Source organism: Streptomyces sp. NPDC020192 (genome assembly GCF_044388685.1).
In the GTDB taxonomy this organism is placed as follows: Bacteria; Actinomycetota; Actinomycetes; order Streptomycetales; family Streptomycetaceae; genus Streptomyces.
In genome coordinates this window covers 536,839-560,229 of record NZ_JBIRXG010000001.1, presented here as the reverse complement: position 1 = coordinate 560,229, position 23,391 = coordinate 536,839, and the positions used below count along the sequence as shown (strand labels likewise).

Annotated in this window: 17 protein-coding genes; 8 read left to right on the top strand and 9 right to left on the bottom strand. The window is 70.8% G+C overall.

The window, feature by feature from the left end; genetic code table 11:
* Window positions 1–141 precede the first annotated feature (141 nt).
* From ACH47Z_RS02550 to ACH47Z_RS02535, 4 genes are all read left to right on the top strand, one after another.
* Window positions 142–1,728, top strand: a complete 1,587-nt coding sequence (locus ACH47Z_RS02550; RefSeq protein ID WP_399069669.1) for an MFS transporter — start codon at window positions 142–144, stop codon at window positions 1,726–1,728.
* Between the two features lie 213 nt (window positions 1,729–1,941).
* Entirely contained in the window at window positions 1,942–2,478 is a 537-nt protein-coding gene (locus ACH47Z_RS02545) for a TetR/AcrR family transcriptional regulator (protein ID WP_399070353.1), read from the top strand.
* 187 nt (window positions 2,479–2,665) lie between these two features.
* On the top strand, window positions 2,666–3,715 hold the full coding sequence (locus tag ACH47Z_RS02540; RefSeq protein ID WP_399069667.1) for an endonuclease/exonuclease/phosphatase family protein: 1,050 nt from the start codon (window positions 2,666–2,668) through the stop codon (window positions 3,713–3,715).
* A 97-nt stretch (window positions 3,716–3,812) separates the two neighbouring features.
* On the top strand, window positions 3,813–5,027 hold the full coding sequence (locus ACH47Z_RS02535) for an MFS transporter (protein ID WP_399069665.1): 1,215 nt from the start codon (window positions 3,813–3,815) through the stop codon (window positions 5,025–5,027).
* A 125-nt stretch (window positions 5,028–5,152) separates the two neighbouring features.
* On the opposite strand, the gene ACH47Z_RS02530 is transcribed toward ACH47Z_RS02535, so the two are convergent.
* The 5 genes from ACH47Z_RS02530 to ACH47Z_RS02510 form a co-directional block, all read right to left on the bottom strand.
* Window positions 5,153–5,611 (bottom strand): hypothetical protein, encoded by a 459-nt coding sequence (locus tag ACH47Z_RS02530; RefSeq protein ID WP_399069663.1) that lies wholly within the window; start codon window positions 5,609–5,611, stop codon window positions 5,153–5,155.
* Between the two features lie 110 nt (window positions 5,612–5,721).
* On the bottom strand, window positions 5,722–6,264 hold the full coding sequence (locus ACH47Z_RS02525) for a hypothetical protein (protein ID WP_399069661.1): 543 nt from the start codon (window positions 6,262–6,264) through the stop codon (window positions 5,722–5,724).
* Window positions 6,265–6,664: 400 nt separating this feature from the next.
* On the bottom strand, window positions 6,665–8,605 hold the full coding sequence (locus ACH47Z_RS02520; protein ID WP_399069660.1) for a protease pro-enzyme activation domain-containing protein: 1,941 nt from the start codon (window positions 8,603–8,605) through the stop codon (window positions 6,665–6,667).
* Between the two features lie 236 nt (window positions 8,606–8,841).
* Entirely contained in the window at window positions 8,842–9,477 is a 636-nt protein-coding gene (locus tag ACH47Z_RS02515) for a DUF305 domain-containing protein (RefSeq protein WP_399069658.1), read from the bottom strand.
* Window positions 9,474–10,154: a DUF3105 domain-containing protein gene (locus ACH47Z_RS02510; RefSeq protein WP_399069656.1), complete on the bottom strand. Its 681-nt coding sequence runs from the start codon at window positions 10,152–10,154 to the stop codon at window positions 9,474–9,476. Before ACH47Z_RS02510 ends, ACH47Z_RS02515 begins: the two co-directional genes overlap by 4 nt.
* A 152-nt stretch (window positions 10,155–10,306) precedes the next feature.
* Between ACH47Z_RS02510 and ACH47Z_RS02505 the strand changes: the two genes are divergently transcribed.
* Window positions 10,307–10,735 (top strand): RrF2 family transcriptional regulator, encoded by a 429-nt coding sequence (locus tag ACH47Z_RS02505; RefSeq protein WP_399069654.1) that lies wholly within the window; start codon window positions 10,307–10,309, stop codon window positions 10,733–10,735.
* 164 nt (window positions 10,736–10,899) lie between these two features.
* Window positions 10,900–13,767 carry a SpoIIE family protein phosphatase gene (locus ACH47Z_RS02500; protein WP_399069652.1) on the top strand — a complete coding sequence of 956 codons (2,868 nt, stop codon included), beginning with the start codon at window positions 10,900–10,902 and terminating at the stop codon, window positions 13,765–13,767.
* Window positions 13,768–13,784: 17 nt separating this feature from the next.
* Here ACH47Z_RS02500 and ACH47Z_RS02495 read toward each other — a convergent pair whose 3' ends face one another.
* Window positions 13,785–14,972 (bottom strand): globin domain-containing protein, encoded by a 1,188-nt coding sequence (locus ACH47Z_RS02495; RefSeq protein WP_399069650.1) that lies wholly within the window; start codon window positions 14,970–14,972, stop codon window positions 13,785–13,787.
* A gap of 286 nt (window positions 14,973–15,258) precedes the next feature.
* On the opposite strand from ACH47Z_RS02495, the gene ACH47Z_RS02490 reads away from it, so the two are divergent.
* Together ACH47Z_RS02490 and ACH47Z_RS02485 are read left to right on the top strand one after the other, a co-directional pair.
* Window positions 15,259–16,620, top strand: coding sequence for a glutamine synthetase family protein (locus tag ACH47Z_RS02490; RefSeq protein ID WP_399069648.1), 1,362 nt, complete (start codon window positions 15,259–15,261; stop codon window positions 16,618–16,620).
* 178 nt (window positions 16,621–16,798) lie between these two features.
* Window positions 16,799–20,188, top strand: coding sequence for an NACHT domain-containing protein (locus ACH47Z_RS02485; RefSeq protein WP_399069646.1), 3,390 nt, complete (start codon window positions 16,799–16,801; stop codon window positions 20,186–20,188).
* A gap of 9 nt (window positions 20,189–20,197) precedes the next feature.
* On the opposite strand, the gene ACH47Z_RS02480 is transcribed toward ACH47Z_RS02485, so the two are convergent.
* Genes ACH47Z_RS02480 through ACH47Z_RS02470 form a run of 3 tightly spaced genes read right to left on the bottom strand, consistent with a single transcriptional unit; the run spans window position 20,198 to window position 23,383 of the window.
* On the bottom strand, window positions 20,198–21,217 hold the full coding sequence (locus ACH47Z_RS02480) for a TolB family protein (RefSeq protein WP_399069644.1): 1,020 nt from the start codon (window positions 21,215–21,217) through the stop codon (window positions 20,198–20,200).
* On the bottom strand, window positions 21,214–22,494 hold the full coding sequence (locus ACH47Z_RS02475) for an MFS transporter (protein WP_399069642.1): 1,281 nt from the start codon (window positions 22,492–22,494) through the stop codon (window positions 21,214–21,216). Before ACH47Z_RS02475 ends, ACH47Z_RS02480 begins: the two co-directional genes overlap by 4 nt.
* A 1-nt stretch (window position 22,495) precedes the next feature.
* Window positions 22,496–23,383, bottom strand: a complete 888-nt coding sequence (locus ACH47Z_RS02470) for an alkaline phosphatase family protein (RefSeq protein ID WP_399069639.1) — start codon at window positions 23,381–23,383, stop codon at window positions 22,496–22,498.
* Window positions 23,384–23,391: the final 8 nt, after the last annotated feature.

The window sequence follows — 23,391 nt, the reverse complement described above, 5'->3', positions numbered from 1 at the left end:
GGTGGCACCTCGTGCCAGTCAGGGCCAGGGGAACCCCCTGTGATCCCGTCCAGAACGGCTCCAGGCCCACCTTGTAAGGCCTTGGTAAAGAAGATTAGATACGAGACCGTTCCGTATCGAAATGATCGTAGTCTCGAACACATGACAAGTCCCGTCCCTGCTTCCCGGATACCGGAAGCGGTGCACCGGCGCCGATGGGCGATCCTCGGTGTGCTGATGCTGAGCCTGCTCATCGTGGTGCTCGACAACTCGATCCTGAACGTCGCGATCAAGACCATCTCCACCCCGGCGCCCACCGGCCTCGGTGCCAGCCAGGGCCAGATCGAGTGGGCGATCAACGCCTACACCCTCGTCTTCGCCGGCCTGCTCTTCACCGCCGGCCTCGTCGGCGACCGCCTCGGCCGCAAGAAGGTGCTGATCGCCGGCATCGCCGTGTTCGGCATCGGTTCGGCGCTGGCCGCCGAGTCCGGCTCGCCGGCCCAGCTGATCGCCTTCCGCGCGCTGATGGCCCTCGGTGCCGCCTTCGTGATGCCCTCGACCCTCGCCGTGCTGATGAACGTCTTCGAGCGCGAGGAGCAGCCGAAGGCCATCGGTATCTGGGCCGGCGGCGTCGGCCTCGCGATCGCCATCGGCCCGATCACCGGCGGCGCCCTGCTCGACCACTTCTGGTGGGGCTCGGTCTTCCTCGTCAACGTGCCGATCGTGATCATCGCGCTGATCCTGATGACCTGGCTGGTGCCCGACTCCCGCGACCCCAGGCCGGGCCGTCTCGACCCGATCGGCGTCGTCCTGTCCGTCGTCGGCCTGGTCCTGCTGGTCTACGGCATCATCAAGGGCGGCGAACTGGCCGACTTCACCGACCCCAAGGTGCTGGCGACCATCATCGCCGGACTCGTCGTGCTCGCCGCGTTCGTCGTCTTCGAGAAGCGCAGCGACCACCCGTCCCTCGACGTCACCTACTTCAAGAACAAGGTGTTCTCGGCCGCCATGAGCGCCATCGCGCTCGTGTTCTTCGCGCTCATGGGCGTCACGTTCTTCGGCGTCTTCTACACCCAGAGCGTGCGCGGCTACTCGCCGCTGGAGTCCGGCGTGCTGATGCTGCCGCTCGCCGCCGCGCAGATGATCTTCGCGCCGCGCGCCCGGCTGCTGGTCGAGCGGTTCGGCAACCGGGCCACCACCACCGCGGGCATGGTGCTGATCGCCGCGACGCTCGCCGCGTTCGCCACCTTCGAGGCGGACACGCCCATCTGGCTGCTGGAGGTCGTGTTCTTCCTCATGGGCACCGGCATGGCCCACATCATGACGCCGACCTCGGTCGTCATCATGCAGGCCCTGCCCCGCGAGAAGGCCGGCTCCGCCTCCGCCCTGAGCAACACCTTCCGCCAGGTCGGCGGCGCCCTCGGCATCGCCGTACTCGGCTCGGTGCTCGCCACGTCGTACCGCAACGGCATCGAGGACAAGCTCGGCCTGCTGCCGCCCGCCCTTCGCAAGACGGCCGGCGACTCCATCGAGGCCACCCTCGGCATCGCCGGAAAGCTCGGCCCGCAGGGCAAGGCCCTGGTCACCCCGGCCGACGACGCGTTCCTGCACGCCATGCACGTCACCGCCCTGTGCGGTACGGGTATCGCGCTGATCGGCGCCGTGGTGACCGCCCTGTTCCTGCCGGGCAGGCCGACGGCCGGTCAGCAGGACGAGCGGGAGCCGGAGTTGGTCGCGGCCGCGGACTGACGCGGACCGCGGTCCCTCCACGGGGAAGGAGGCCGCTGCGGGACAATCACCGCAGCACAGTGAGAGGACGGAAGCGACGTGACCCTTGCCGACACCGACACGGATACCGGCGTCGACCCCGATACCGGCATCGACAGTCGGCTGCGCCCCTGCGGGTCCGCACGGGGCAGGCCCCGCAGCGAGGCGGTGGAACGCGCCATCCTCGAAGGCGTGATGAAGCTGCTGGAGGACGGCGTCCCCCTCGCCGAGCTCTCCATCGAGCGCGTCGCACGCACGGCCGGCGTCGGCAAGGCCACCATCTACCGCCGCTGGAGCGGCAAGGAGGAACTGTTCGTCGACGTCGTGCGCGCCGCCGAACTCCCCGACCCCGAACTCCCCGGCACCAGCATGCGTGACGACCTCGTCGTCCTGCTGGAGTCCCTGCGCGAGCGCGGCCTCGCCAGCCGCTCCTCCGCGATCCTGCACAACGTGTACGCCCAGATGAAGTCGAGCCCCAAGCTCTGGGCCGCGTACCACGCCAGCGTCATCGCCCCCCGCCGCGACCTCGTCATGGATGTACTGCGCCGGGGGCAGGCGAGCGGTGAACTCCGGCCGGACGCCGACGTGGAGCTGGCCAACGACCTGTTCGTCGGCCCCATGCTCGTGCGCAGCATCGTGCGCCCCGACGGCGACCTCCCCGAGGGCCTCGCCGAGGAGATCGTCGACACGGTCCTGCAGGGCCTACGGCCCGTCAGCTCGACAGCCTCGTAGCATCCATGTGCGCGTTTCGTCACAGACCCAGGCGTCACAGGGGCAAACGGAACTCGCAGCCCCGCCCCGTTCGTCCTCGACTTCCGTACGGCCGTCACGGGACGGCGGGAACAGCGCCGATCATCCCCTAGGGTCGGAACAGCACGGGGGGACGACGGTGTGCACGGCAGGCAGTGAGGCAGACGGTATGGCGCAGCAGGCGTACGTTTCGGAGACGGTGGGCGGCGGCAAGGGGCCGAAGCGACCCGGATCCCGGCTCCGACGCCTGGCGCACCGCCTCTTCACCGGCTGGCGCGGCGACCCGCGCATCTGGCGCAGGGGCATCATCGTGGCGCTCCTCGCCCTCCTCCTGGCCCTGGTGATGCTGCTGCACTCGCACATCCCCAACCGGGTGGGCAACCTCGGCAGCCTCACGGAGACCTTCCTGCCCTGGCTGGGCCTGCTCATCCCGCTGCTGCTGCTCTGTGCCCTGCTCCGCAAGTCGGCCACCGCCCTGCTCGCGATCGTCCTCCCGGTGATCGTGTGGCTGAACCTCTTCGGCGGGCTGCTCGTCGACCGGACCGGGTCGGGCGGTGACCTGATGGTGGCGACCCACAACGTCAACGCCGACAATCCCGACCCCTCGGCGACCGCCCGCGCGGTGGCGGCCTCCGGCGCCGACGTGCTCGCCCTGGAGGAGATCCCGGGCACCGCCGTACCCGTCTACGAGAAGGCGCTCGCGCCGACGTACAGGTACCACGCGGTCGCGGGCACGGTCGGGTTGTGGAGCAAGTACCCGATGAGCGACGTCCACTCCGTCGACATCAAGCTCGGCTGGACGCGGGCGATGCGCGCCACCGTGACGACCCCCAAGGGCCCGGTCGCGGTCTACGTCGCCCACCTGCCCTCGGTCCGGGTGAAGATGAAGGCGGGCTTCACCGCCCGCCAGCGGGACAAGAGCGCCGACGCGCTCGGCGAGGCGATCGCCGACGAGCCCCTGAAGCGGGTCGTCCTGCTCGGTGACCTGAACGGCACGATGAACGACCGCTCGCTGAACGCGGTGACCTCCCAGATGCGCTCCACGCAGGGCGCGGCGGGCAGCGGCTTCGGGTTCAGCTGGCCGGCGTCGTTCCCGATGGCGCGGATCGACCAGATCATGGTCAAGGGCGTCGAGCCGGAGAGCTCCTGGACCCTGCCCCGGACGGGCAGCGACCACCTCCCGGTGGCGGCCCGTGTGAAGCTGGACACGTCCTCGTAACCCGCCGGAATACTGGGCCTGAGAGACTTTGTTCCGTAGCTGAACATAGACTGGCTACGGAACTCCGCTCTCTTACCTCGAAAGGCACAGGCCCTTCATGCCCCTGGCCCTGCTCGCTCTGGCCGTCGGCGCTTTCGGTATCGGTACGACCGAGTTCGTGATGATGGGCCTGCTGCCCAATGTCGCGGACGACCTGCACATCTCCATCCCCACGGCCGGTCACCTCGTCTCGGCGTACGCGCTGGGCGTCGTGATCGGCGCGCCCCTGCTGGCCGCCGTGACGGCCCGCATGCCCCGCCGTACGGTCCTGATCGCGTTGATGGGACTGTTCGTGGTGGGCAACGCCCTGTCGGCGTTCGCCCCCGGCAACGGCTCCCTGCTGGCCGCCCGCTTCCTCAGCGGCCTGCCGCACGGCGCCTTCTTCGGCGTGGGCGCGGTCGTCGCCACGTCGATGGTCCCGCCGGAGCGCAAGGCCCGCTCCGTGTCGCTGATGTTCCTCGGCCTGACCGTCGCCAACGTCGCGGGCGTCCCCGTGGCCACGCTGATGGGCCAGCACCTCGGCTGGCGGGCGACCTTCCTGGGCGTGAGCGTGATCGGCCTGGCGGCGATCGCGTCGCTGGCGCTGCTGATCCCGCACGACCGGGTGGGTGCCCCCTCGGCAGGCCTGCGCGGCGAACTGGCCGCGCTGAAGTCCCTGCCGGTCTGGCTGGCCCTCGGTACGACGGTGGCGGGCTTCGGCGCGCTCTTCGCGGCCTACAGCTACGTCACCCCGATGCTGACCGAGTCGGCCGGTTTCGCCGAATCCGACGTGACCCTGCTGCTGGCCCTGTTCGGCGTGGGCGCGACGGTCGGCAACCTGCTGGGCGGCCGCCTCGCGGACCACTCGCTGAGGGGGACGCTGTTCGGCGGCCTGGTGTCGCTGGGGCTGGTTCTGCTGCTGTTCCCGGTGCTGATGCGGGCGGAGTGGAGCGCGGCGCTGGCGGTGACCCTGCTGGGCATGGCGGCGTTCATCACCGGCTCCCCGCTCCAGCTGATGGTGATGGAGAAGGCGTCGGCGGCCCCGTCCCTGGCCTCCTCCGCCAACCAGGCGGCCTTCAACCTGGCCAACGCCGGCGGCGCCTGGATCGGGGGCCTGGCGCTCGCGGCGGGCTTCGGGGCCACGTCCCCCGCGCTGGCCGGCGCGGCTCTGGCGGCGCTGGGGCTGGGTGTGGCCGGGGTGGCGTATGCGGTGGACCGGCGTCGGTCGGTCACCCACGTCGGCCGGGTGGTCGCGTCTCATGTGCCCGAGCAGCAGGGTGTGCTGAACCACTGACCTGCGCCGCCTGGGCACGGTCGCGTCTCGCGTGACTGGCAGATCTGTTCCGGGCCGGGACCCCTGGTCCCCAGCTGTTCCCGCGGCTTTTCCGACTCCGCCTGGGAACGAATCTGCCCATCACCTCACGGCCGGCGGCTGCTGCCGCTCGTCGCGGTCGGGCGGAATCTGCGGCTGAAGTCCAGGGGGATGTCCAGGGCCAGGAAGTTCTTTCCGGTCCCGGTCCGGGCGCGCAGGCGGATCCGGTGCTGGGCCACCGGCACCGTCTCGGGAAGCTGAAGGTTCCACGCCTGCCGCCACGGGCCGGCGGGCGGCCTGGGGTCGCCCGACAGGCTGGCGCCCATGCCCGCCAGCAGTTCGGGCAGCCGGTAGCTCCTGTCGAGGAACTTCATCGGACCGAACTTCATGGTCACGTCGCAGGTGACCCGGGTCAGGTCGACGGTCTCCTTGAGGTGACCGTCCATCTCCCAGCGGACCTGATGGCCGAGCCACGGCAGGGCGGGAGTCAACGTGATGTCGAGGATGTCCAGGACGTAGGTGTCGTCGCTCGCATCCTCCACCAGGCGCATGCTCACCTCGCTCACCTCGCGGAGTGTCAGTCGGCGTCGGACAAGGGTAGGGACTGGAGCCCCGGCCCGATTCCGGCGGGCCGGGGCTCCCTATTCATGCGGTCATTTCCGGATCGGTACCCGGATCACCACTCGTCGTGGTGCCGGACCACGCGGAAGCTGGCCACCACGCCGTCGTCGACGTGGATGTCGTCGACGTGGCCGGGGTGAATGCCGAAGCTGTCGCTGTGCGGGCCGACGGTGGCGATCGGAGCGCCGTTGTCGCAGACCGCGCCGCGGAAGACCTCGACGGTCTTCTTGCTCTCGTTACGGACGTTCAGGGTCTTGGCGTCCAGGCCGCTGATGACGGTGATGCAGTCGCCCGGGTGGGGGGAGTACGACCGCTCGTTGATCTCGATGCGGCCCTCGTGCTCGCGCTCCTCGCCACCCCGGCCCTCGTTGCCCCGGCCCTCGTTGCCCTTGCCCCAGTTCTCGTTGCCCTCGTTGTTGTTGCCGTTGTTGCCCTTGCCCTTGCCCTGTCCGGAGTCGCCGTTCAGGGGCGCGACGGCGGCGGCCTCCGGGGCCGCCTGGGGGGCCGAGGCCGCCGAGGCGTAGGTAATGCCGGTCGCGGCAAGAGCTGCCGCAGCTCCGACGGCGGCGGTCACCATGGTTGAACGGGCGAGCTTCATGGTGCTTCTCCTGTCTTGTGTCTCTCGGAGATGCCGACCCCTCAGTCGGCTCGGAACGAACATACCCATCGCGGTCATATCAGTCATACCGGAAGGCTCGCGTAAGGGCCGATCAGGGCATTTGTGGGCTCGGATACCGCTTCTCCGGGACGTCGGCGCCGCCTCAAATGGCCAAGAAGAAAAGGACGATTGACGTACAATTAGCCCTTCGGGGTGATGTTCTGACGCCCGCTCACATCCCGCCGACACGGCGTGCCGCTGCGGATGCGGCGAGGCGAGTCGTGTTATGAGGTCGTGTCAGTGCCTCAGCTCGCACCACACAGCGCGTCCCCACGCAAAGAGGGGCGTTGGGGTGCTCGGCACCCCAACGCCCCTCGCCCCTCAGCGGAGCGTCAGTGCGTCAGTGCTTCTTCGCCCACGACTGCACGTAGCCGTCGGCCGGAGAGCCGACGCCCGTCACGTCGTCGTAGCCCTTCGTCGCGGACAGGGAGCTGTCCTTGCCGAGGGAGCGGACCGAGTACCGCAGGCCGCCGGAGGCGTCCAGGCCGTTGGCGAAGTCCACGCGGGCGACCGCCAGGTCGGAGCCGGTCGGGTTGTCCGTGACGTCGTGGAAGACGCCCTTGCCGTACTTGGAGTAGATCTCCGGGTTGGCGAAGCCGATCGCCTTGCCGCCCCGGGCCTCCTCGGCCAGCGCCTGGATGGCCGCGATGGTCGGCGCGGCCAGCGACGTGCCGCCGATGCGGTACTCGCTGTACTGCTGCGAGCCGTCCGCGAAGGTCTGGGTCTGGCCGACCAGGAAGCCGGTGTTCGGGTCGGCGATGGCCGCGATGTCCGGGACGACGCGGTTGCCGTCGGCGCTGTTGGCCTTGGCCAGCGCGTCGGGGACGACGCCCTTCTGGTAGTACGGCTCGGCGACCGTCTTGCTGGTGCCGCCGCCCGCGCCCGAGGTGAAGGCGCCGGGGAAGTTGGTCCAGCTCTTGCCGTCGGCCGACAGGGTCGCCTTCTCGGTGCCCCAGCCGGTCTCCCACTGGTACGTGTCGCCCTTGCCGACGGCCAGCGACGTACCGCCGACCGCGGTCACCCAGGCGGAGTTGGCCGGGGTGTCGACCTGCTTCGTACCGGTGTTGGCGACCTCGTCGCCGTTGTCACCGGAGGAGAAGTAGAAGCCGATGCCCTGGACCGCGCCCAGCTGGAAGACCTGGTCGTAGGCGGCCGCGAGGTCCGGCGTCTGGCTGGCCTCGGTGTCGCCCCAGGAGTTGGAGACGATGTCGGCCAGGTGATTGTCGACGACCTTGCTGAGCGAGTCGAGCAGGTCGTCGTCGAAGCAGGAGGCGGCACCGACGTACGTGACGTCGGCGTTCGGCGCGACCGCGTGCACGGCCTCGACGTCGAGGGTCTCCTCGCCGTACCAGCCCGCGGCCTTGCACTCCTTGATCTTGGAGTACTTGTCCGGCAGCACCTGGTGCAGCTGGCTGGTCCGCCAGGCCTGGTCGCCGTGCTTCGCCGCGTACGTGCCCGCGTCGAAGGCGATGGTCGGCGAGGCGTAGGCGTCGGTGATGGCGACGCGGACACCCTTGCCGGTGTACGTGCCGGCGCCGTACGCGGCGCGCAGCTGCTTGCCGGTGTACCCCTTGATCGCGTACGGGATCTTGCCGCCGTACGCGTCCGGCAGCGTGGTCGCGATGTTCGAGCCGAAGTACGAGGAGAACGGCCCGGAGTTCTTGAACACGGCGTCCGGCGGCGGCAGTTGCTCGTCGTGGTTCGCCTTGTGCGGGGCGTTGTCCAGACCGGTGACGGTCAGGACGGCGCCCTTCAGGCCGGCCGGCACGGAGGCCGCCTGTGCCGGGGCGCGGTAGGTCGCCGAGCCCTTGGCGAAGTTGTGCAGCTGGGCGCCGAACGCCTTCTCGGCGGCGGCCACGTCACCGGAGACGGCGACGTAGTGCTGGGTGACCGCGGTGACCTTCAGACCGGCCGAGGTCAGCCAGGACTTGACGGCGGCCACCTGGGCCTTGGTGGCCCCGAACTGGGCCTGCGCCTTCTTGGCGTTCAGAAACTTGCCGTAGAGCGGCGAGCTGGGGTCGGACACGGCCTTGGCGTAGGCGGCGAGGCCCGCCGCGTCCCGCCCGGCCAGGTAGACCCGGGCGTTCACCTGGGCGCTGTTCGCGGTGGCGCCCTTGTCCGCCTTGGCCGTGGCCCAGGCGGGCTTGGTGCCCTGAAGTGCCTGACGAGCAGGGCTGTCCGCGGCGTGTGCCGCGGGTATGCCCAGCGCCAGCGCGCCGGCGATCATGGGCAGTGTCGCTGCCATGCTCACGGCGCGCAGCTTGGCGCGGTTGGATCTCATAGAACCCCCTGCAATGCGGTTCGCATGCACGTAGTGGTCGGTACGTCGCGGCTCCGCGGTGCCGGCCCGCGGCGGTGTCGGCCGGCGGTGCTGGATCACACGATGGGGGTCACTCTTTCGATGAACTGTTCATGCCAGGGGAACGGAAAGGTCAAGAGAAGCTCAAGTAGTCGTCAGGTGGGGCGATTTGGGCCCTTTATCCTTACGGCTGTGTTACGAAACCGCTTGTCCGCTGTTCACGAACGCGGCTTCGCTCCCCGCTCCTTGAGCATCCCGGCCATCACCTGGAGCTCCGACTGCTGGGCGTCGACCATGCCCTGCGCGAGCCGCTGCTCCACCCCGACGGTGCACGTGGCCACACACCCCTCGGCCATGTGGATACCGCCCTTGTGATGGTCCGTCATCAACTGGAGGTAGAAGGTCTCGGCCTGCTTGCCGCTGAGCGACTGGAGCTTCTTCAGCTCGGTGTTCGTCGCCATGCCCGGCATCAGCGAGCCGTCCCCCCGCTCGGGCATGTCACCCATGCCCATCCAGGCCATCGGCGGCTTCGCCGACACCTTCGGCAGCTCCCACAGATCCAGCCAGCCCAGCAGCATGCCGCGCTGGTTGGCCTGCGTCTGCGCGATGTCGTAGGCGAGCCGCCGCACGTCCGCGTTCGTCGTGCGGTCCCGCACGATGTACGACATCTCGACGGCCTGCTGATGGTGTACGGCCATGTCCCGGGCGAACCCGGCGTCGGCCGACTCCGCACCCGGCACCTTCAGCTCCGACGGACCGCCGGAGCCCTCGGCGACCGCGTACGTCGCCGCACCGGCCGCGACGAGCACCGCCGCCGCGGCCCCGGCGATCCAGCCGATGCGCCGCCGGGTCACTTCATGGCTCCGCCGGTGCAGGAGGCGCCCGGCTCGGGGGTCTGCTGGCCCTGGACGTACGTCGAGAAGAACTTGTCCACCTCGGGGTCGGTGGCGCTCTTGACGGTCACCTGGTGGCCCCACGCCGACAGGATCAGCGGCGCGGCCTGGTTCTCGTACGGGCTCATCAGCGAGTACGGCGTCTTCTTCACCTTCGCCGCGAGCGCGTCCACGTCCGCCTTGCTCGCCTTGCCGGTGTACGTCACCCAGACCGCGCCGTGCTCCAGGGCGTGCACGGCGTTCTCGTCCTGCACCGGCTTGGTGTAGACGTCACCGTTGCAGTCCAGCCAGACCGGGTTGTGGTTGCCGCCGACCGGCGGGTGCATCGGGTACGACACCTTGGTCGTCACGTGCGTGCGCGCCAGCGTGCCGGACCAGGTCATCACCCCGTCCTTGCCGGTGGTGAAGTGCCCGGAGTCGCCGGAGGAGCCGCCCTTGGAGTCGCTCGCGGTGAGCGACTTCTTGTCCGACTGGGAGTTCACGAGGACCACACCGCCGACGACGAGACCGGCGACGACCACCACGGAAGCGGCGATGGTGAGCACCCGGCTACGGCGCTCGCGGGCGCGCTCGGCACGCCGCATCTCCTCGATGCGCGCCTTGCGCGCCGCGCTGCTGCTGTTCTTGGCGGAACCCATGAGGCTTTTGTCCTTCTGGGGGAAAGGGCGGACAGGAGGGGTGGGGCTCGCTGATGGTAGTCGGCAGTCCGTCTGCGCCGAAGAGAGGGACAGCAAACGGACAGGCGAACGGATAATTTGAACCCAGGATGCGTATTACTTACGCTCGCCGTATGCGGCTCCTTCGCTCCACCGACCTGGCCCTGCGGGTCCTGATGCGACTCGCCGTCGCCCCCGACACCACGCCCACCACCCGCCAGGTGGCGGCGGACATGGACGTGCCCTACACCCACGCCGCCAAGGTGGTCGCCGAGCTCCAGCACCTGGGCCTGGTGGACGCCCGGCGCGGCCGCGGCGGCGGCCTCGCGCTCACCGAGAAGGGCCGCACGGCGTCGGTGGGCGCGGTGGTGCGGATCTTCGAGGGCGACGGTGACGTGGTCGAGTGCGAGGGGGCCACACCGTGTCCGCTGAACTCCGGGTGCCGGCTGCGGGGGGCCCTGCGGCGGGCCCAGGAGGCGTTCTTCGCCGCGCTGGATCCGGTGACGGTGGGGGAGATCGTCGCCGAGCCGACGGGCCCGCTGCTGCTGAACATCACCCGGTGACCGCCTCCCGGGCCGGCCTCGCACGTCCGTATTCCGTAATGCCGGAATATTGGGCATTTGTGCGATTTCCGGACTAGTGTGGGAGCGCTTGGACAGGTGCCCCGAGGAGGCGGACCGAGCAGCGGTGCGCGACGGGGCCGCCCCAGCCGAGGGAAGTGATCCCGTTGTCGGTCGCCTCGGACCACATCGGCGGTCTCGTCCGGGCCCACGAGCGTTTCCTGGCCGGTGCGCGGATCGACGCGGACGTACCCGCCCCGGTGCTCGACTCCTGGAAGCGCTGCCGGAACGCGGGGCTCCAGCCGCACCATCTGCTGATTCCGTACGCCGCGGACCTGGGGTTCGACGACCGGGTCCGCAGCGCCGCCGACCCCGTCCTGCACCGCCTCGCCGCGTCGCTCGCCGACATCGGCGTGACCGTCGTGCTCTGCGACGCGCAGGGCCGCATGGTCGAGCGGCAGGGCGGCGACCTCCAGCTGTGCCGGCGCCTCGACGAGGTGCACTTCGCCCCCGGATTCGACGCCTCCGAGAACGCCGCGGGCACCAACGGCGTCGGCACCGCGCTGGCCGAGCGCAGGCCGGTGTACGTCGTCGGCCGGGAGCACTTCGCCGACTGCCTGCAGCCGTTCGCCTGCGCCGGTGCACCCGTCCGTGACCCCCTCAGCGGACACATCGAGGCCGTCCTCGACCTCACCTGCCTGCGCGACGACGGCGACCCGGCCATGCTCCGGCTGGTGCGCGAGGCCGGCGGCGACATCGAGGCACGCCTGCTGAAGGAGGCCGGAGCCCGGGAGCGCGCGCTGCTCGCCGCGTACCGGCGGGCCGCCCGGGCCGCCGACCGAGGCGACTGGCCGCCCCAGCCGGAGCCGCCGCTCGCCGGACGGGACGGCGTCCAGGACGCCGGCGGCCTCGGCCGGATCGACCTGGCCGTCCTGCGGGAGAAGGCCGAGGAACTCCTCGCCGCGCCCCAGCGCACCCTCGACGAGGTGACCCTGCCCGGCGGCCGGGTCGCGCTCCTGCTGCGCCGTCAGATCAGGGGCGCGGCCGGCGAGACCGGCGCGGTGGTCGAGGCCCGCGTCCTGGACGGCCCGCGCATGCGCTACGCCGACCTGAGCGCACCGGCCGCCTCCGGGGCAGTGGCGCCGCCGGCCGTACCGCCCGCGCCCACTCCGCCCGCTGTACCCGCTCACAACGGCGACGGTCCGGACACGGTGTCCGCGTTCGCCCCGTACACGGTCGTACCGCCACCGCTCACCACGGAGCCCGCCCCCGGCGCGGACGCGCACGCCGGTGAGGCCGACGGGCCCGGCTGGCTGGTGCTCGTCGGTGAGCCCGGTGTGGGGCGGCTCGCCCTGCTGGCCCGCAGGCGCCTCGGGCTGGTGCACGACGCCGGAGTCCGGATCGGCACCACGCTGGACGTCACCCGCACCGCGGAGGAGCTGACGGAGGTGGCCGTCCCCCGGTTCGCCGACTTCGCGGCCGTCGACCTGCCCGACGCCGTGCTGCGCGGCGAGGAGCCCGGCCCCTTCACGGCGGACACCCCGTTGCGCCGGGTCGCCCTCGGCGCCATCCACCAGGAATCCCACCTCTACGACGTGGGCGACCCGGTCCGCTGCGTTCCCGGCACGCCGCTGACCCGCAGCCTGGAGACCCGGCAGCCCGTGCTCGAACCCCACCTGGGCCGGGCCGCCGACTGGGCCGCCCAGGACCCGGACCGGTGCGAGCAGGTGCTGGCCGCGGGCATCCACTCCCTGATCGCGGTGCCGCTGCGGGCCCGCGGCAGCACCCTCGGCGCGGTCGCCTTCTACCGGTCGGAGCAGCCCGCGCCGTTCGAGGACGACGACGTGGCCCTGGCCCAGGAGCTGGCCGGCCGGGCGGCGATCTGCATCGACAACGCCCGCCTCTACACCCGCGAGCACAATACGGCGCTGGCGCTCCAGCGCAGCCTGCTGCCGCGCGGCCGGCCCGAGCAGAGCGCCGTCGACATCGCCTACCGCTACCTGCCCGCACAGGCCGGGGTCGGCGGCGACTGGTTCGACGTCATCCCGCTCTCCGGCGCCCGGGTGGCGCTGGTGGTCGGCGACGTGGTCGGCCACGGCCTGCACGCCGCCGCCACCATGGGACGGCTGCGCACCGCCGTGCACAACTTCTGCTCCCTGGACCTGCCGGCCGACGAACTCCTCACCCACCTGGACGACCTGGTCGGCCGGCTCGACCGGGGCGAGGGCTGGGCCGTGGAGGCCTCCCACTCGGACCCGGACTCCGGGATCGTCGGCGCGACCTGCCTGTGCGCCGTCTACGACCCGGTGTCCCGCCGGTGCACCTTCACCCGCGCCGGGCACCCCGTCCCCGCGATCGTCGCTCCCGACGGGACGGTGGACTTCGTGGACCTGCCCGCCGGGGCGCCGCTCGGACTCGGCGGCATGCCCTTCGAGACCGTCGAGGTGGAGCTGGCCGAGGGCAGCCAGGTGGTGCTGTACACCGACGGCCTGGTCGAGGACCGGCTGCGCGACATCGACGTCGGCCTGGACCAGCTGCGCACCGTCCTGGCCTGTGCCGGCCGGCCCCCGGAGGAGACGTGCGACGCGGTCCTCGACGCGCTGCTCCCGGCCCGGCCGACGGACGACGTGGCCCTGCTGGTCGCCAGCACCCACGCCCTGGGACCGGACCGGGTCGCCCAGTGGGACCTGCCCAGCGATCCCGCGGTCGTCTCCTCCTCCCGCCAGACGGTCACGCGGCGGCTCGCCGAGTGGGGCCTGGACGAACTCGCCTTCACCACGGAGCTGGTCGCCAGTGAGCTGGTCACCAACGCCATCAGGCACGCCACGGGACCGGTCCAGCTGCGGCTGCTGCGCGAGCGCGGGCTGATCTGCGAGGTCTTCGACGGCAGCGCCACCTCACCCCGGCTGCGCCGCGCCCGCACCGAGGACGAGGGCGGACGCGGCCTGTTCCTCGTCGCCCAGCTCACCGAACGCTGGGGGACCCGCTACACCCCGGACGGCAAGATCATCTGGGCGGAACAGCCCCTGCCGTGACCGCCCAGGGCCCCGGCTCAGCCCTGCGCCAGCCAGAGGTCAGGGCCGAACACCTCGTAGTGGATGTCGGCCGGAGCCACGCCCTTCTCGAGCAGCTGACCGCGTACCGCGCGCATGAAGGGCAGTGGCCCGCACAGGTACGCGCGCGTGCCGGCCGGTACGGCGATGCCGTCGAGGTCGACCAGGCCGGTGCGGGTGCCCGGCTCCGCGTCCCGCTCGTAGAAGAAGTGCACGGAGGCGTCCGGGAGCTTCTGCGCGTAGGCCTCGTGGTCGGTGCGCAGGGCGTGGTCGGCGGGGGAGCGGTCGCCGTGGACCACCGTGACCGGGGTGGTGTGGCCGTCGGCGGCCAGGGCGGCGAGCATCGCGACCATCGGGGTCACGCCGATGCCCGCGGAGGCGAGCAGGAGCGGCCGGCCGTCGGGGTCGCCGAGGACGAGGTCGCCGTACGGCTCGGACAGACGCAGGACGTCACCGGTGCGCACGCGCGCGTGGAGGTGGTTGGAGACCTCGCCGTCGGGTGCCGCCTCGTCGCCCGGCACGCGCTTGACGCTGATCTGGCGCACGGACTCGCCCGGGGCGCCGGACAGGCTGTACTGCCGTATCTGCCGGGCCCCGTCGGACAGCTCGACCTGGACGGAGACGTACTGCCCGGCGCGGAAGGCGGCCACCGGCCCGCCGTCTACGGGTCGCAGCCGGAGGGAGACGACGTCCGCGGTCTCCTCGACCCGCTCCACGACCTCCCACTCCCGCGGGCCGCGGCTGCCGCTCTCCTCGTACAGCCGCTTCTCGACGGCGATGAGGGCGTTCGCCATCAGCCAGTACACCTCGTCCCAGGCGGCGGCCACCTCGGGCGTGACGGCCTCGCCGAGGACCTCGGCGATGGCGGCGAAGAGGTGCGTGTGGACGACGTCGTACTGCTCGGGCGCGACCCCCAGCGAGGCGTGCTTGTGGGCGATGCGCCCCAGCATGGCGTCCGGCCGCTGGTCCGGGTGCTCGACGAGATACGTGGCGAAGGCGGCGATGGAGCCGGCGAGGGCCTGCTTCTGGGCGCCGGAGGCCTGGTTGCCGCGGTTGAAGAGGTCCCGCAGCAGCTCGGGGTGGGCGGCGAAGAGACGGGCGTAGAAGCGCTCGGTGATCTCGCCGATGGCCGCCCCGACGGCGGGGAGGGTGGCGCGGACGGTGGCAGCGGACTGCTCGGACAGCATCGGGACTCCTCGGAACTCGGCTGACTCCTCGACTGAGCGGCACGCTATGAAAACTTGCATTTGAGATGCAAATTAAACGGGCGTGGTCTCGGTCACGGTGGAAGCGGACCGGCCATTACGGATGTCGGTGCGAGAAGGCAAGATGGGCGGCAGAGCGGTACACCTGCCGTACGACAGGCATTCAGGCCTAGGACGCTCGGGCGATCAAGGTCCGCAACGCGCTGGAAACGGTGTTGTGGTGAGATGCTCCCAGGCGGCCTGACCAGCAAGGATGGGGAAGCGGAAGATGGACAAGCAGCAGGAGTTCGTGCTCCGGACGTTGGAGGAGCGCGACATCCGGTTCGTACGCCTGTGGTTCACGGACGTGCTGGGCTTCCTCAAGTCCGTCGCCGTGGCCCCCGCCGAGCTGGAGCAGGCCTTCGACGAGGGCATCGGCTTCGACGGCTCGGCCATCGAGGGCTTCGCCCGGGTCTACGAGTCCGACATGATCGCCAAGCCGGACCCCTCCACCTTCCAGGTCCTGCCCTGGCGCGCGGAGACGCCCGGCACCGCCCGCATGTTCTGCGACATCCTCATGCCGGACGGCTCCCCGTCCTTCGCCGACCCCCGGTACGTGCTGAAGCGCGCCTTGGCCCGCACCTCCGACCTGGGCTTCACCTTCTACACCCACCCCGAGATCGAGTTCTTCCTGCTGAAGGACCGCCCGCTGGACGGCACCCGTCCGACCCCGGCCGACAACTCGGGCTACTTCGACCACACCCCGACCAACGTCGGCATGGACTTCCGCCGCCAGGCGATCACCATGCTGGAGTCGATGGGCATCTCGGTCGAGTTCTCCCACCACGAGGGCGCGCCGGGTCAGCAGGAGATCGACCTCCGCTACGCCGACGCCCTCTCGACCGCCGACAACATCATGACGTTCCGGCTGGTCATGAAGCAGGTCGCGCTGGAGCAGGGTGTCCAGGCCACCTTCATGCCGAAGCCTTTCTCCGAGCACCCCGGCTCCGGCATGCACACCCACCTGTCCCTGTTCGAAGGTGACCGAAACGCGTTCTACGAGTCGGGCGCGGAGTACCAGCTCTCCAAGGTCGGCCGCTCCTTCATCGCGGGCCTGCTGCGGCACGCGGCGGAGATCGCGGCGGTCACCAACCAGTGGGTGAACTCCTACAAGCGCATCTGGGGCGGCTCCGAGCGCACGGCCGGCGCCGGCGGCGAGGCCCCGTCGTACATCTGCTGGGGCCACAACAACCGCAGCGCCCTGGTCCGCGTCCCCATGTACAAGCCTGGCAAGACCGGCTCCGCGCGCGTGGAGGTCCGCTCGCTCGACTCGGGCGCGAACCCGTACCTGGCGTACGCGGTGTTGCTGGCGGCGGGCCTGAAGGGCATCGAGGAGGGCTACGAGCTGCCGCCGGGCGCCGAGGACGACGTCTGGGCCCTCTCCGACGCCGAACGCCGCGCGATGGGCATCGAACCCCTCCCGCAGAACCTCGGCGAGGCCCTCACCCTGATGGAACGCAGCGACCTGGTCGCCGAAACCCTCGGCGAGCACGTCTTCGACTTCTTCCTGCGCAACAAGCGCGCCGAATGGCACGAGTACCGGAGCGAGGTCACGGCGTTCGAGCTGCGGAAGAACCTGCCGGTGCTGTAGGGGCAGGTCGGGCGGGGTTTCTCGCTCATCCTGCGGGTGGGGCCCGTGGTCGCTGACCGCGGGCCCCACGTCGTCTCGGTGCCCCCAACGCCTTCACGGGGCGCAACCGCCGGACGCAGCGCACCGGTGCACCCTAAGATCCTTGTGGGGAAGGGAAGTTACCCAGGGGGGCACACTGTTGGACCCGGCAACGATCGGCACTCGCCTCGCCTCGGCCGTCATCGGCCCGCTGGTCAAGAAACTCTTCGTCACCGAAGGCCCCGGCGCGGGCCTGGTCCACCAGCCGATCCGGATCTCCGGGTACGTCTCCTTCAAGGGCGAGAAGCGCCGCCTCACCGCCTCCGACGTGCGCGGCCTCGCCGCCAAGCTGGTCGCCCACGCCCTGCGCACCGGCGAGCGCCCCATCACCGAGGACGAACGGCAGGCCGTCACCGACGCCCTCGCCACCGCCCTCCACGCCCTCGGCGACATCACCCTCACCGACCTGGACGCCGTACGACTGGGCCACGAGGCCTTCGCCCGCGAACTGCGCCGCGCCGCCGGCCATCCGGAGCATCAGCTCTCGTCCGACGCCACATACCTCTACGAACGGCTCCTCGACGCGGCCTGCCTGCACATCCTGCACTTCTTCACCCAGCGCTCGACCTTTGTGGCCCACACGCTGGTCCAGCAGACCCGCTCCCTCGACGCCCTGACGGCGAAGGTGGACGAGCTGATCCGGCGCAGCCCGCTGCCAGGGTCCGAGGACGCGGCGTTCGAGCAGGAGTACCTGCCGTACGTCATCAAGAAACACGGCAAGCTCACGATCTACGGCATCGATCTCAGCCGTACACCGAAGCGGTGGCCGTTGGACCTGGCCTATCTGAGTCTGGAGGCGTCGTCTGCGCTGATGGGCCGGTGGCGGCACGCGTTCCAGGTGTTCCGCGAGGCCAACGGCCTGCCGGAGGGCGTTGTCGACGCCGCGGCGGTTCTCTCCACCCTGACCGTCGTCGATCCGGATGTCATCAGGAGAACCGACAACCTCGCGCAGTGGGTGACGGCTCTGGAACCGGACGTTCTGCCCCACTTCCGGATCATCCTCGCATCGGAGCGGGACACCACCCGCCGACTGCTGGCCGAAACCCACGCACACCGCCCCGCCGACCAGGCCCTCGCCGACAGCCCCCGCGTCCTTCTGCGCGGGGAGGCGGGCTCCGGCAAGAGCACGCTGGTGCAGTGGCTGGCGGTCACCGCCGCGCGGCAGGACGTACCGGACCGTATGGCGTACCTGGAGGACCGCATCCCGTTCGTCCTGCCGCTGCGCCGGCTCATCGGGGACGGCAAGGCGCTGCCGCTGCCCAAGGACTTCCTGACCGCCGTGCGCTGCCCGCTGGCCGGCACCCAGCCCGCCGGCTGGGAGAACCGCGTCCTCGCCGCGGGCCGGGGCCTGATCCTGATCGACGGCATCGACGAGGTCCCCGACGCCGAGCGCGAGCGCACCCGCGGATGGCTGCGGGAGCTGACCGAGACCTACGACGGCGACAACCGCTGGCTGGTCACCTCCCGTCCGTCCGCCGTGGGCCAGGACTGGCTGGAGGAGGACCGCTTCACCGAACTGACCCTGTCCCCGATGACCCCGGCCGGCATCGCCGCCTTCGTCCACAAGTGGCACGAGGCCGCCCGCCCCGACGCCGAGGACGCCGCCGAACTCGACCAGTACGAGCGCCAGCTCCTCACCGCCGTCCGCACCAAGCCGGACCTCGGCCGGCTCGCCACGAACCCGCTGATGTGCGGGCTGATCTGCGCGCTGCACCGGGACCGGCGCGGCTACCTCCCGCGCGGCCGCAAGGACCTCTACGAGGCCGCGCTGTCGATGCTGCTCAGCCGCCGCGACCGCGAACGCGACATGGCCGGACCCGACCTGCGCGAGGAACCCCAGCTCGACCTGCTGCAACGGCTCGCCTACTGGCTCATCAAGAACGGCCGTACGGAGCTGGACCGCTCCCGCGCCGAGACCATCATCGGCCGGGCCCTGCCCGCGGTCCCCGAGGCGGCCGCCCTCGGCGACGCGTCGGACGTCCTCAGGTACTTCCTCGACCGCAGCGGACTGCTGCGCGAACCGGCCCTGGACACGGTCGACTTCATCCACCGCACCTTCCAGGACTTCCTGGGCGCCCGGGCCGCCGTGGAGGAAGGCGACTTCGGCCTGCTCACCGGCCACGCCGCCGACGACCAGTGGGAGGACGTCATCGGCATGGCGGTGGCCCTGGGCCGGCCCCACGAACGCGAGACGATCTTCCGGGGGTTGCTGGCCCTGGGTGACGCGGCCCCCGACCGGCGCGCGCAAGCCCGCGTCTATCTGCTCGCCGCCGCCTGCCTGGAACACGCCACGACCCTGTCCCCCACGGTGCGAGAGGCCGTGGAGCAGCGCACCGCCACCCTCATCCCGCCGAAGAGCGTGGAAGAGGCCCGCGCCCTCGCCGAAGCGGGTCCGTTGATCCTCGATCTCCTGCCCGGCCCGGAGAAACTGGACAGCGACATGGCCGCCTACCACGTCGTCGTCGCGGCCTCCCACGTCAAGTCCGACGCCGCCCTGCCCTTCCTGGCCCGCTTCGTCGAGCATCCCTTCCATCTGGTCCGGGCCGAGCTGATGGGGGCCTGGTCGAGTTTCGACTGCGCCCAGTACGCCGAGGAGATCATCGCTCACCTCGACGCGACCCATTTCGGCTACGTGGTCCAGTCGGACGAACAGCTGGTCCAGCTGAACCGCCTCGGGCTGCGGGCGTCGTCCCTCGACATCCGCGGCGGCGTCTCCCCGCACGTCCTCGCCGCGTACGCCGCCCGCAACCACCTCACCGATCTGTCCTTGTCCCACTCCGCCATCTCCGACCTGTCCTTCCTGGCCGGGCAGACCGAGCTGAAGTCGCTCGTCATCAAGGAGTGCCCGGCGCTGGTGGACCTCTCCGCGCTCGCCGGGCTCCCGCTGCTGTCTCTCGACCTCACGTGCTCGGGCCCCGACGTCGACCTGCGTCCGCTCTCCCGGCTGCCCGCGCTGGAGGAACTGTTCCTCCGCAGCCCTTCGCACGCCCCCTGGCAACTGGAAGCCCTTCCGGTCGGCGCCCCGCTGCACACCCTGTGGCTGAAGGGCGGGGTGACGCCCGCGTCCGGGACCGCGGGTCTGGCCCCTCTCACCCGCCTCAAGACCCTCCGGCTCGACCCGTCGGCGGGTCCGGCCTCGCCGGAGGACTGGGCGGACCTGGGCCGGCTGCCCGCGCTCGAGGATCTCGCCCTGCCCGCCGCAGCGTTGGAGGCCTTGCCGCCGCGGATGGTTCTGGCCGGCATCACCAGCCTCACCCTCTTCGGCGGCGGCGAACGGGCCCTGCAAGCAGCCGTACACCTGGTGCCACGGGCGTTTCCCTTCCTGGCCTACTGCGAGTTGCTGGGTGACATGAGAGCGGAAGGAGACATCGACGTCGCGCCCCTGGCGGCCCTGCCCCGCCTGCGGTACCTGGCCCTGGCGACGAGTCCCGACCGCATCCGGGGCACCGCCGCGCTGCCGGCGTCCGTCCGGCTGATCTCGCAGAAATGACCTCTCCGGCTACGGCACATACGCCGGCGACACCGCGGCCGCACTGATCCTTCGCGGCGTCCCCGACCCGTCCGCCGGAACCTGATACAGATCGGCGCCGTAGTCCCCGGGCAGCGCGTACACGACCGTACGGGAGTCCTTCCACACCGCCTGGTCGTCCACGCTCCGCCGCTCGGCGAGCGGGGTCACCCGCATCGTCCGCAGATCGAGGACGTACAGGTGCCAGGGGGCGTCCTTGGGCAGCCCCTCGACGCGCTTCTTGTAGGCGATACGCGTCCCGTCGGGGGAGAGCGAGGGGCACTCGACGTTCGCGTGCAGGGTGGTGAGGGTACGTGCCCGCAGGTCACCCCGGACCAGATAGGTGCTGCCACCGGTGGCGAGCGTGGCGTAGAAGGTACGGTCGTCGCCCGCGAACGTGACGCCCCAGAAGTTGACGTCCGCCGCCCGGTACGGGTGCCCGTCCTTGACGATCCGGAAGTCCTCCAGGGACGGGACCAGCCGGCCGCTCCGGGTGTCCACGATCGCGGCACGCGTGGAGAAGTTCGTTCCCGCGTAGCTGTCGCCGCCCACGAACGCGGTCCAAGCGGCGAAGTGACCCGTCGGTGAGACCCGGGCACGTGAGGGAATCCCCGGGACGTCGTACCGCCGCACGGTCCGCAGCCGGTCATCCAGAATGAGCGCGCGATAGGTGTCCGAAACGGGCCCGTGCACGGCCTGCAGACACACCCCCACCCCCGAAGCGGCGTAGAAGCGCAGACACTTGACGCCGGAAGCCGTACGGGCGTCCGACGGATCACCGGCCGGAACGCTGACGACCTCGTCCCGGTGCGGTCCCCAGGCCATGTTCCGGAAGAGGACCCGCCCGTGCCCGCTCAACGTGACCGCACCCGGCGTGACATGCGGTCCGCCCGCCTGCACGTGATCACGACGGTCGGCCCGGGCCGAGGCGTGCAGCACGGACGCCAGTCCGATCGCGGCGAGCACGGCGACGGCCGAGACCAGGATCAGGACGCGGCTGCGTACGGTCATGCGGTCACCGTTCCCTTCGGACGTACCGTCCCCTTCGGACGCACGGTGAGGGAGAACACGGCACAGACGACCAGCGCCACGGCCGCCCCGCTCAACGCCGCCCGGTCGCCCCACACCGTCCAGGCCGCGCCGAACAGCAGCGAGCAGGCGAACCGGGCCATCGCCTGCCCGGTCTGCACGAGGGCCAGCCCCGAGGAGCGCAACGCCTCCGGCACCCCGTCCGAGGCGGCCGCCATCAGCACCCCGTCCGTGGCCGCGTAGAAGGCACCGTGCAGGGCGAGGACGACGTACGGCAGCCCGCCCCCGTGCCACGACGTCAGCAGAAGCACATACGCGACGAGCAGCGCCCCATGCCCGGCCAGAAACACGGCCCACCGCCCCACCCGGTCCGCGAGCCGCCCGAGCGGGATGGCGAGCAGCAGGAACGAGGCGGCCGTACCGAGCGGCAGCAGGGCGAACCACCGGTCCGGAACCCCCAGCCGCCGCTGGAGCAGCAGATACACGAACGAGTCACTCACCGTGGCGAGTCCCAGCAGCAGCGCGCACACGGTGATCCGGCGCAGATCACGCCGCCCGAGCAGCCGTACGGCGGCCGACAGGGTAGGCCGCTCGGCCGCCGGAACCCTCTCACCCCGCCCGCCGGGCACGAACAGAACGAGCACCAGCACGCCCAGCACGGCCACGCAGAAGCTGACGGTGAACACGGCGTCGTACCCGTCCACGGTGGCCCGAAGAATCAGGAAGGCCACCAGCGGTCCCAGCAGCGCACCCGCCGTATCCATGGCCCGATGCACCCCGAAGGCACGCCCCCGCGACTCGGCCGTACTCGACAGGGAAATCAGCGCGTCGCGAGGAGCCGTACGCAGCCCCTTCCCCGTTCGGTCGGCGGCAAGAACCAGCCCGATCGGAGTGAGCGAATGAACGACGAGCAACAACGGTTTGCACACGGCCGACACGGCATACCCGAACCCGGCGACCCACTTGTGCCGCCCACCGCCCCTGTCCGCCAGATGCCCGCCGACGAGCCGGACGAGCGCCGAGAAACCGTTGTAGACACCGTCGAGCACCCCGAAGCCCAGCGGCGACAGACCGAGCCCCGTCACCAGATACAGCGGGAGCACGGCCGTGACCATCTCGGACGAGACGTCGGTGACGAGACTGACCGCCCCGAGGGCGAGGACGGCGGGCGCGACCACGGCACGGCGCCGCCCGGTCACAGACCGGACGGCACCGTCCGCGGACGCCGGCGCACTCGCGCGGCTGTCCGCTACGTACACGTCAGGACGCCCAGATGCCGGTGATGTCCTGCGCGGAGGCCGCGTTGCCCGCGTGCGTGGTCAGTCCCTGGGTGTCCTCCAGGGTGCGCAGCAGGTCGTAGTGGTTGTACGTCGTGGAGCTGCTGGACCCGGCCGTGACCGGCTGCCCGTACAGCACAGTCGGGATCCGGTTCCCACTGAGCCGGTTGTCCTCGTCGAAGGTGACGACGAGCAGACTGTTGTGGGTCTTGGCCCATGTGGCGTAGGCGCCCAGGTTGTTCTTCAGCCAGGTGTCACCGGTGGACACCGAGCAGTCGTGCATGTCGCTGCACAGGTTGGGGGTCACGAAGGACATCTGGGGCAGCGTCGAGTAGTCCGTCGGGAACTGGTCGAACGTCATGGCGCTGTCTGTCGGCACGTTGCTGAACCCGAACCAGGGGTTGTGCTTCTGGGCGTAGTCGCCGCTGCTGCACGAGGTGTCGCCCTGGCTGGGCAGATCCTCGTTGTAGCTGGCCCAGGTTTTGCCCGCGGCGATCACCTCGGATGCCAGGTTGTCCGCCGAGGAGAAGCCGGGCGTGACACAGCTGTCGTCCGTGATGCCCTGCGTGGAACCGGAGAACAGGGCGTAGTAGTTCGGCTGGCTCGGGTGGGTCTCGGCGTACGACTGCGTCAGGTTGGCACCTCCCGACTTCAGCGAGTTGATGTACGGCGCGCGGGAGGAACCGATGACCTGGTTGTACGCATGGTTCTCGAAGACCACGACGACCACGTGGTCCGGGCTGGGCACGGCGCTCGCGGCGTGCGCGGACGCGCCACCGAGTCCGGTCCACAGCCCGACGGCGGCCGCGGCGAGGGCGGTACCCGACGCCACGGCGGTACGAGCTCGGCGGTACACGGAACTGCCGGACACATCAACCT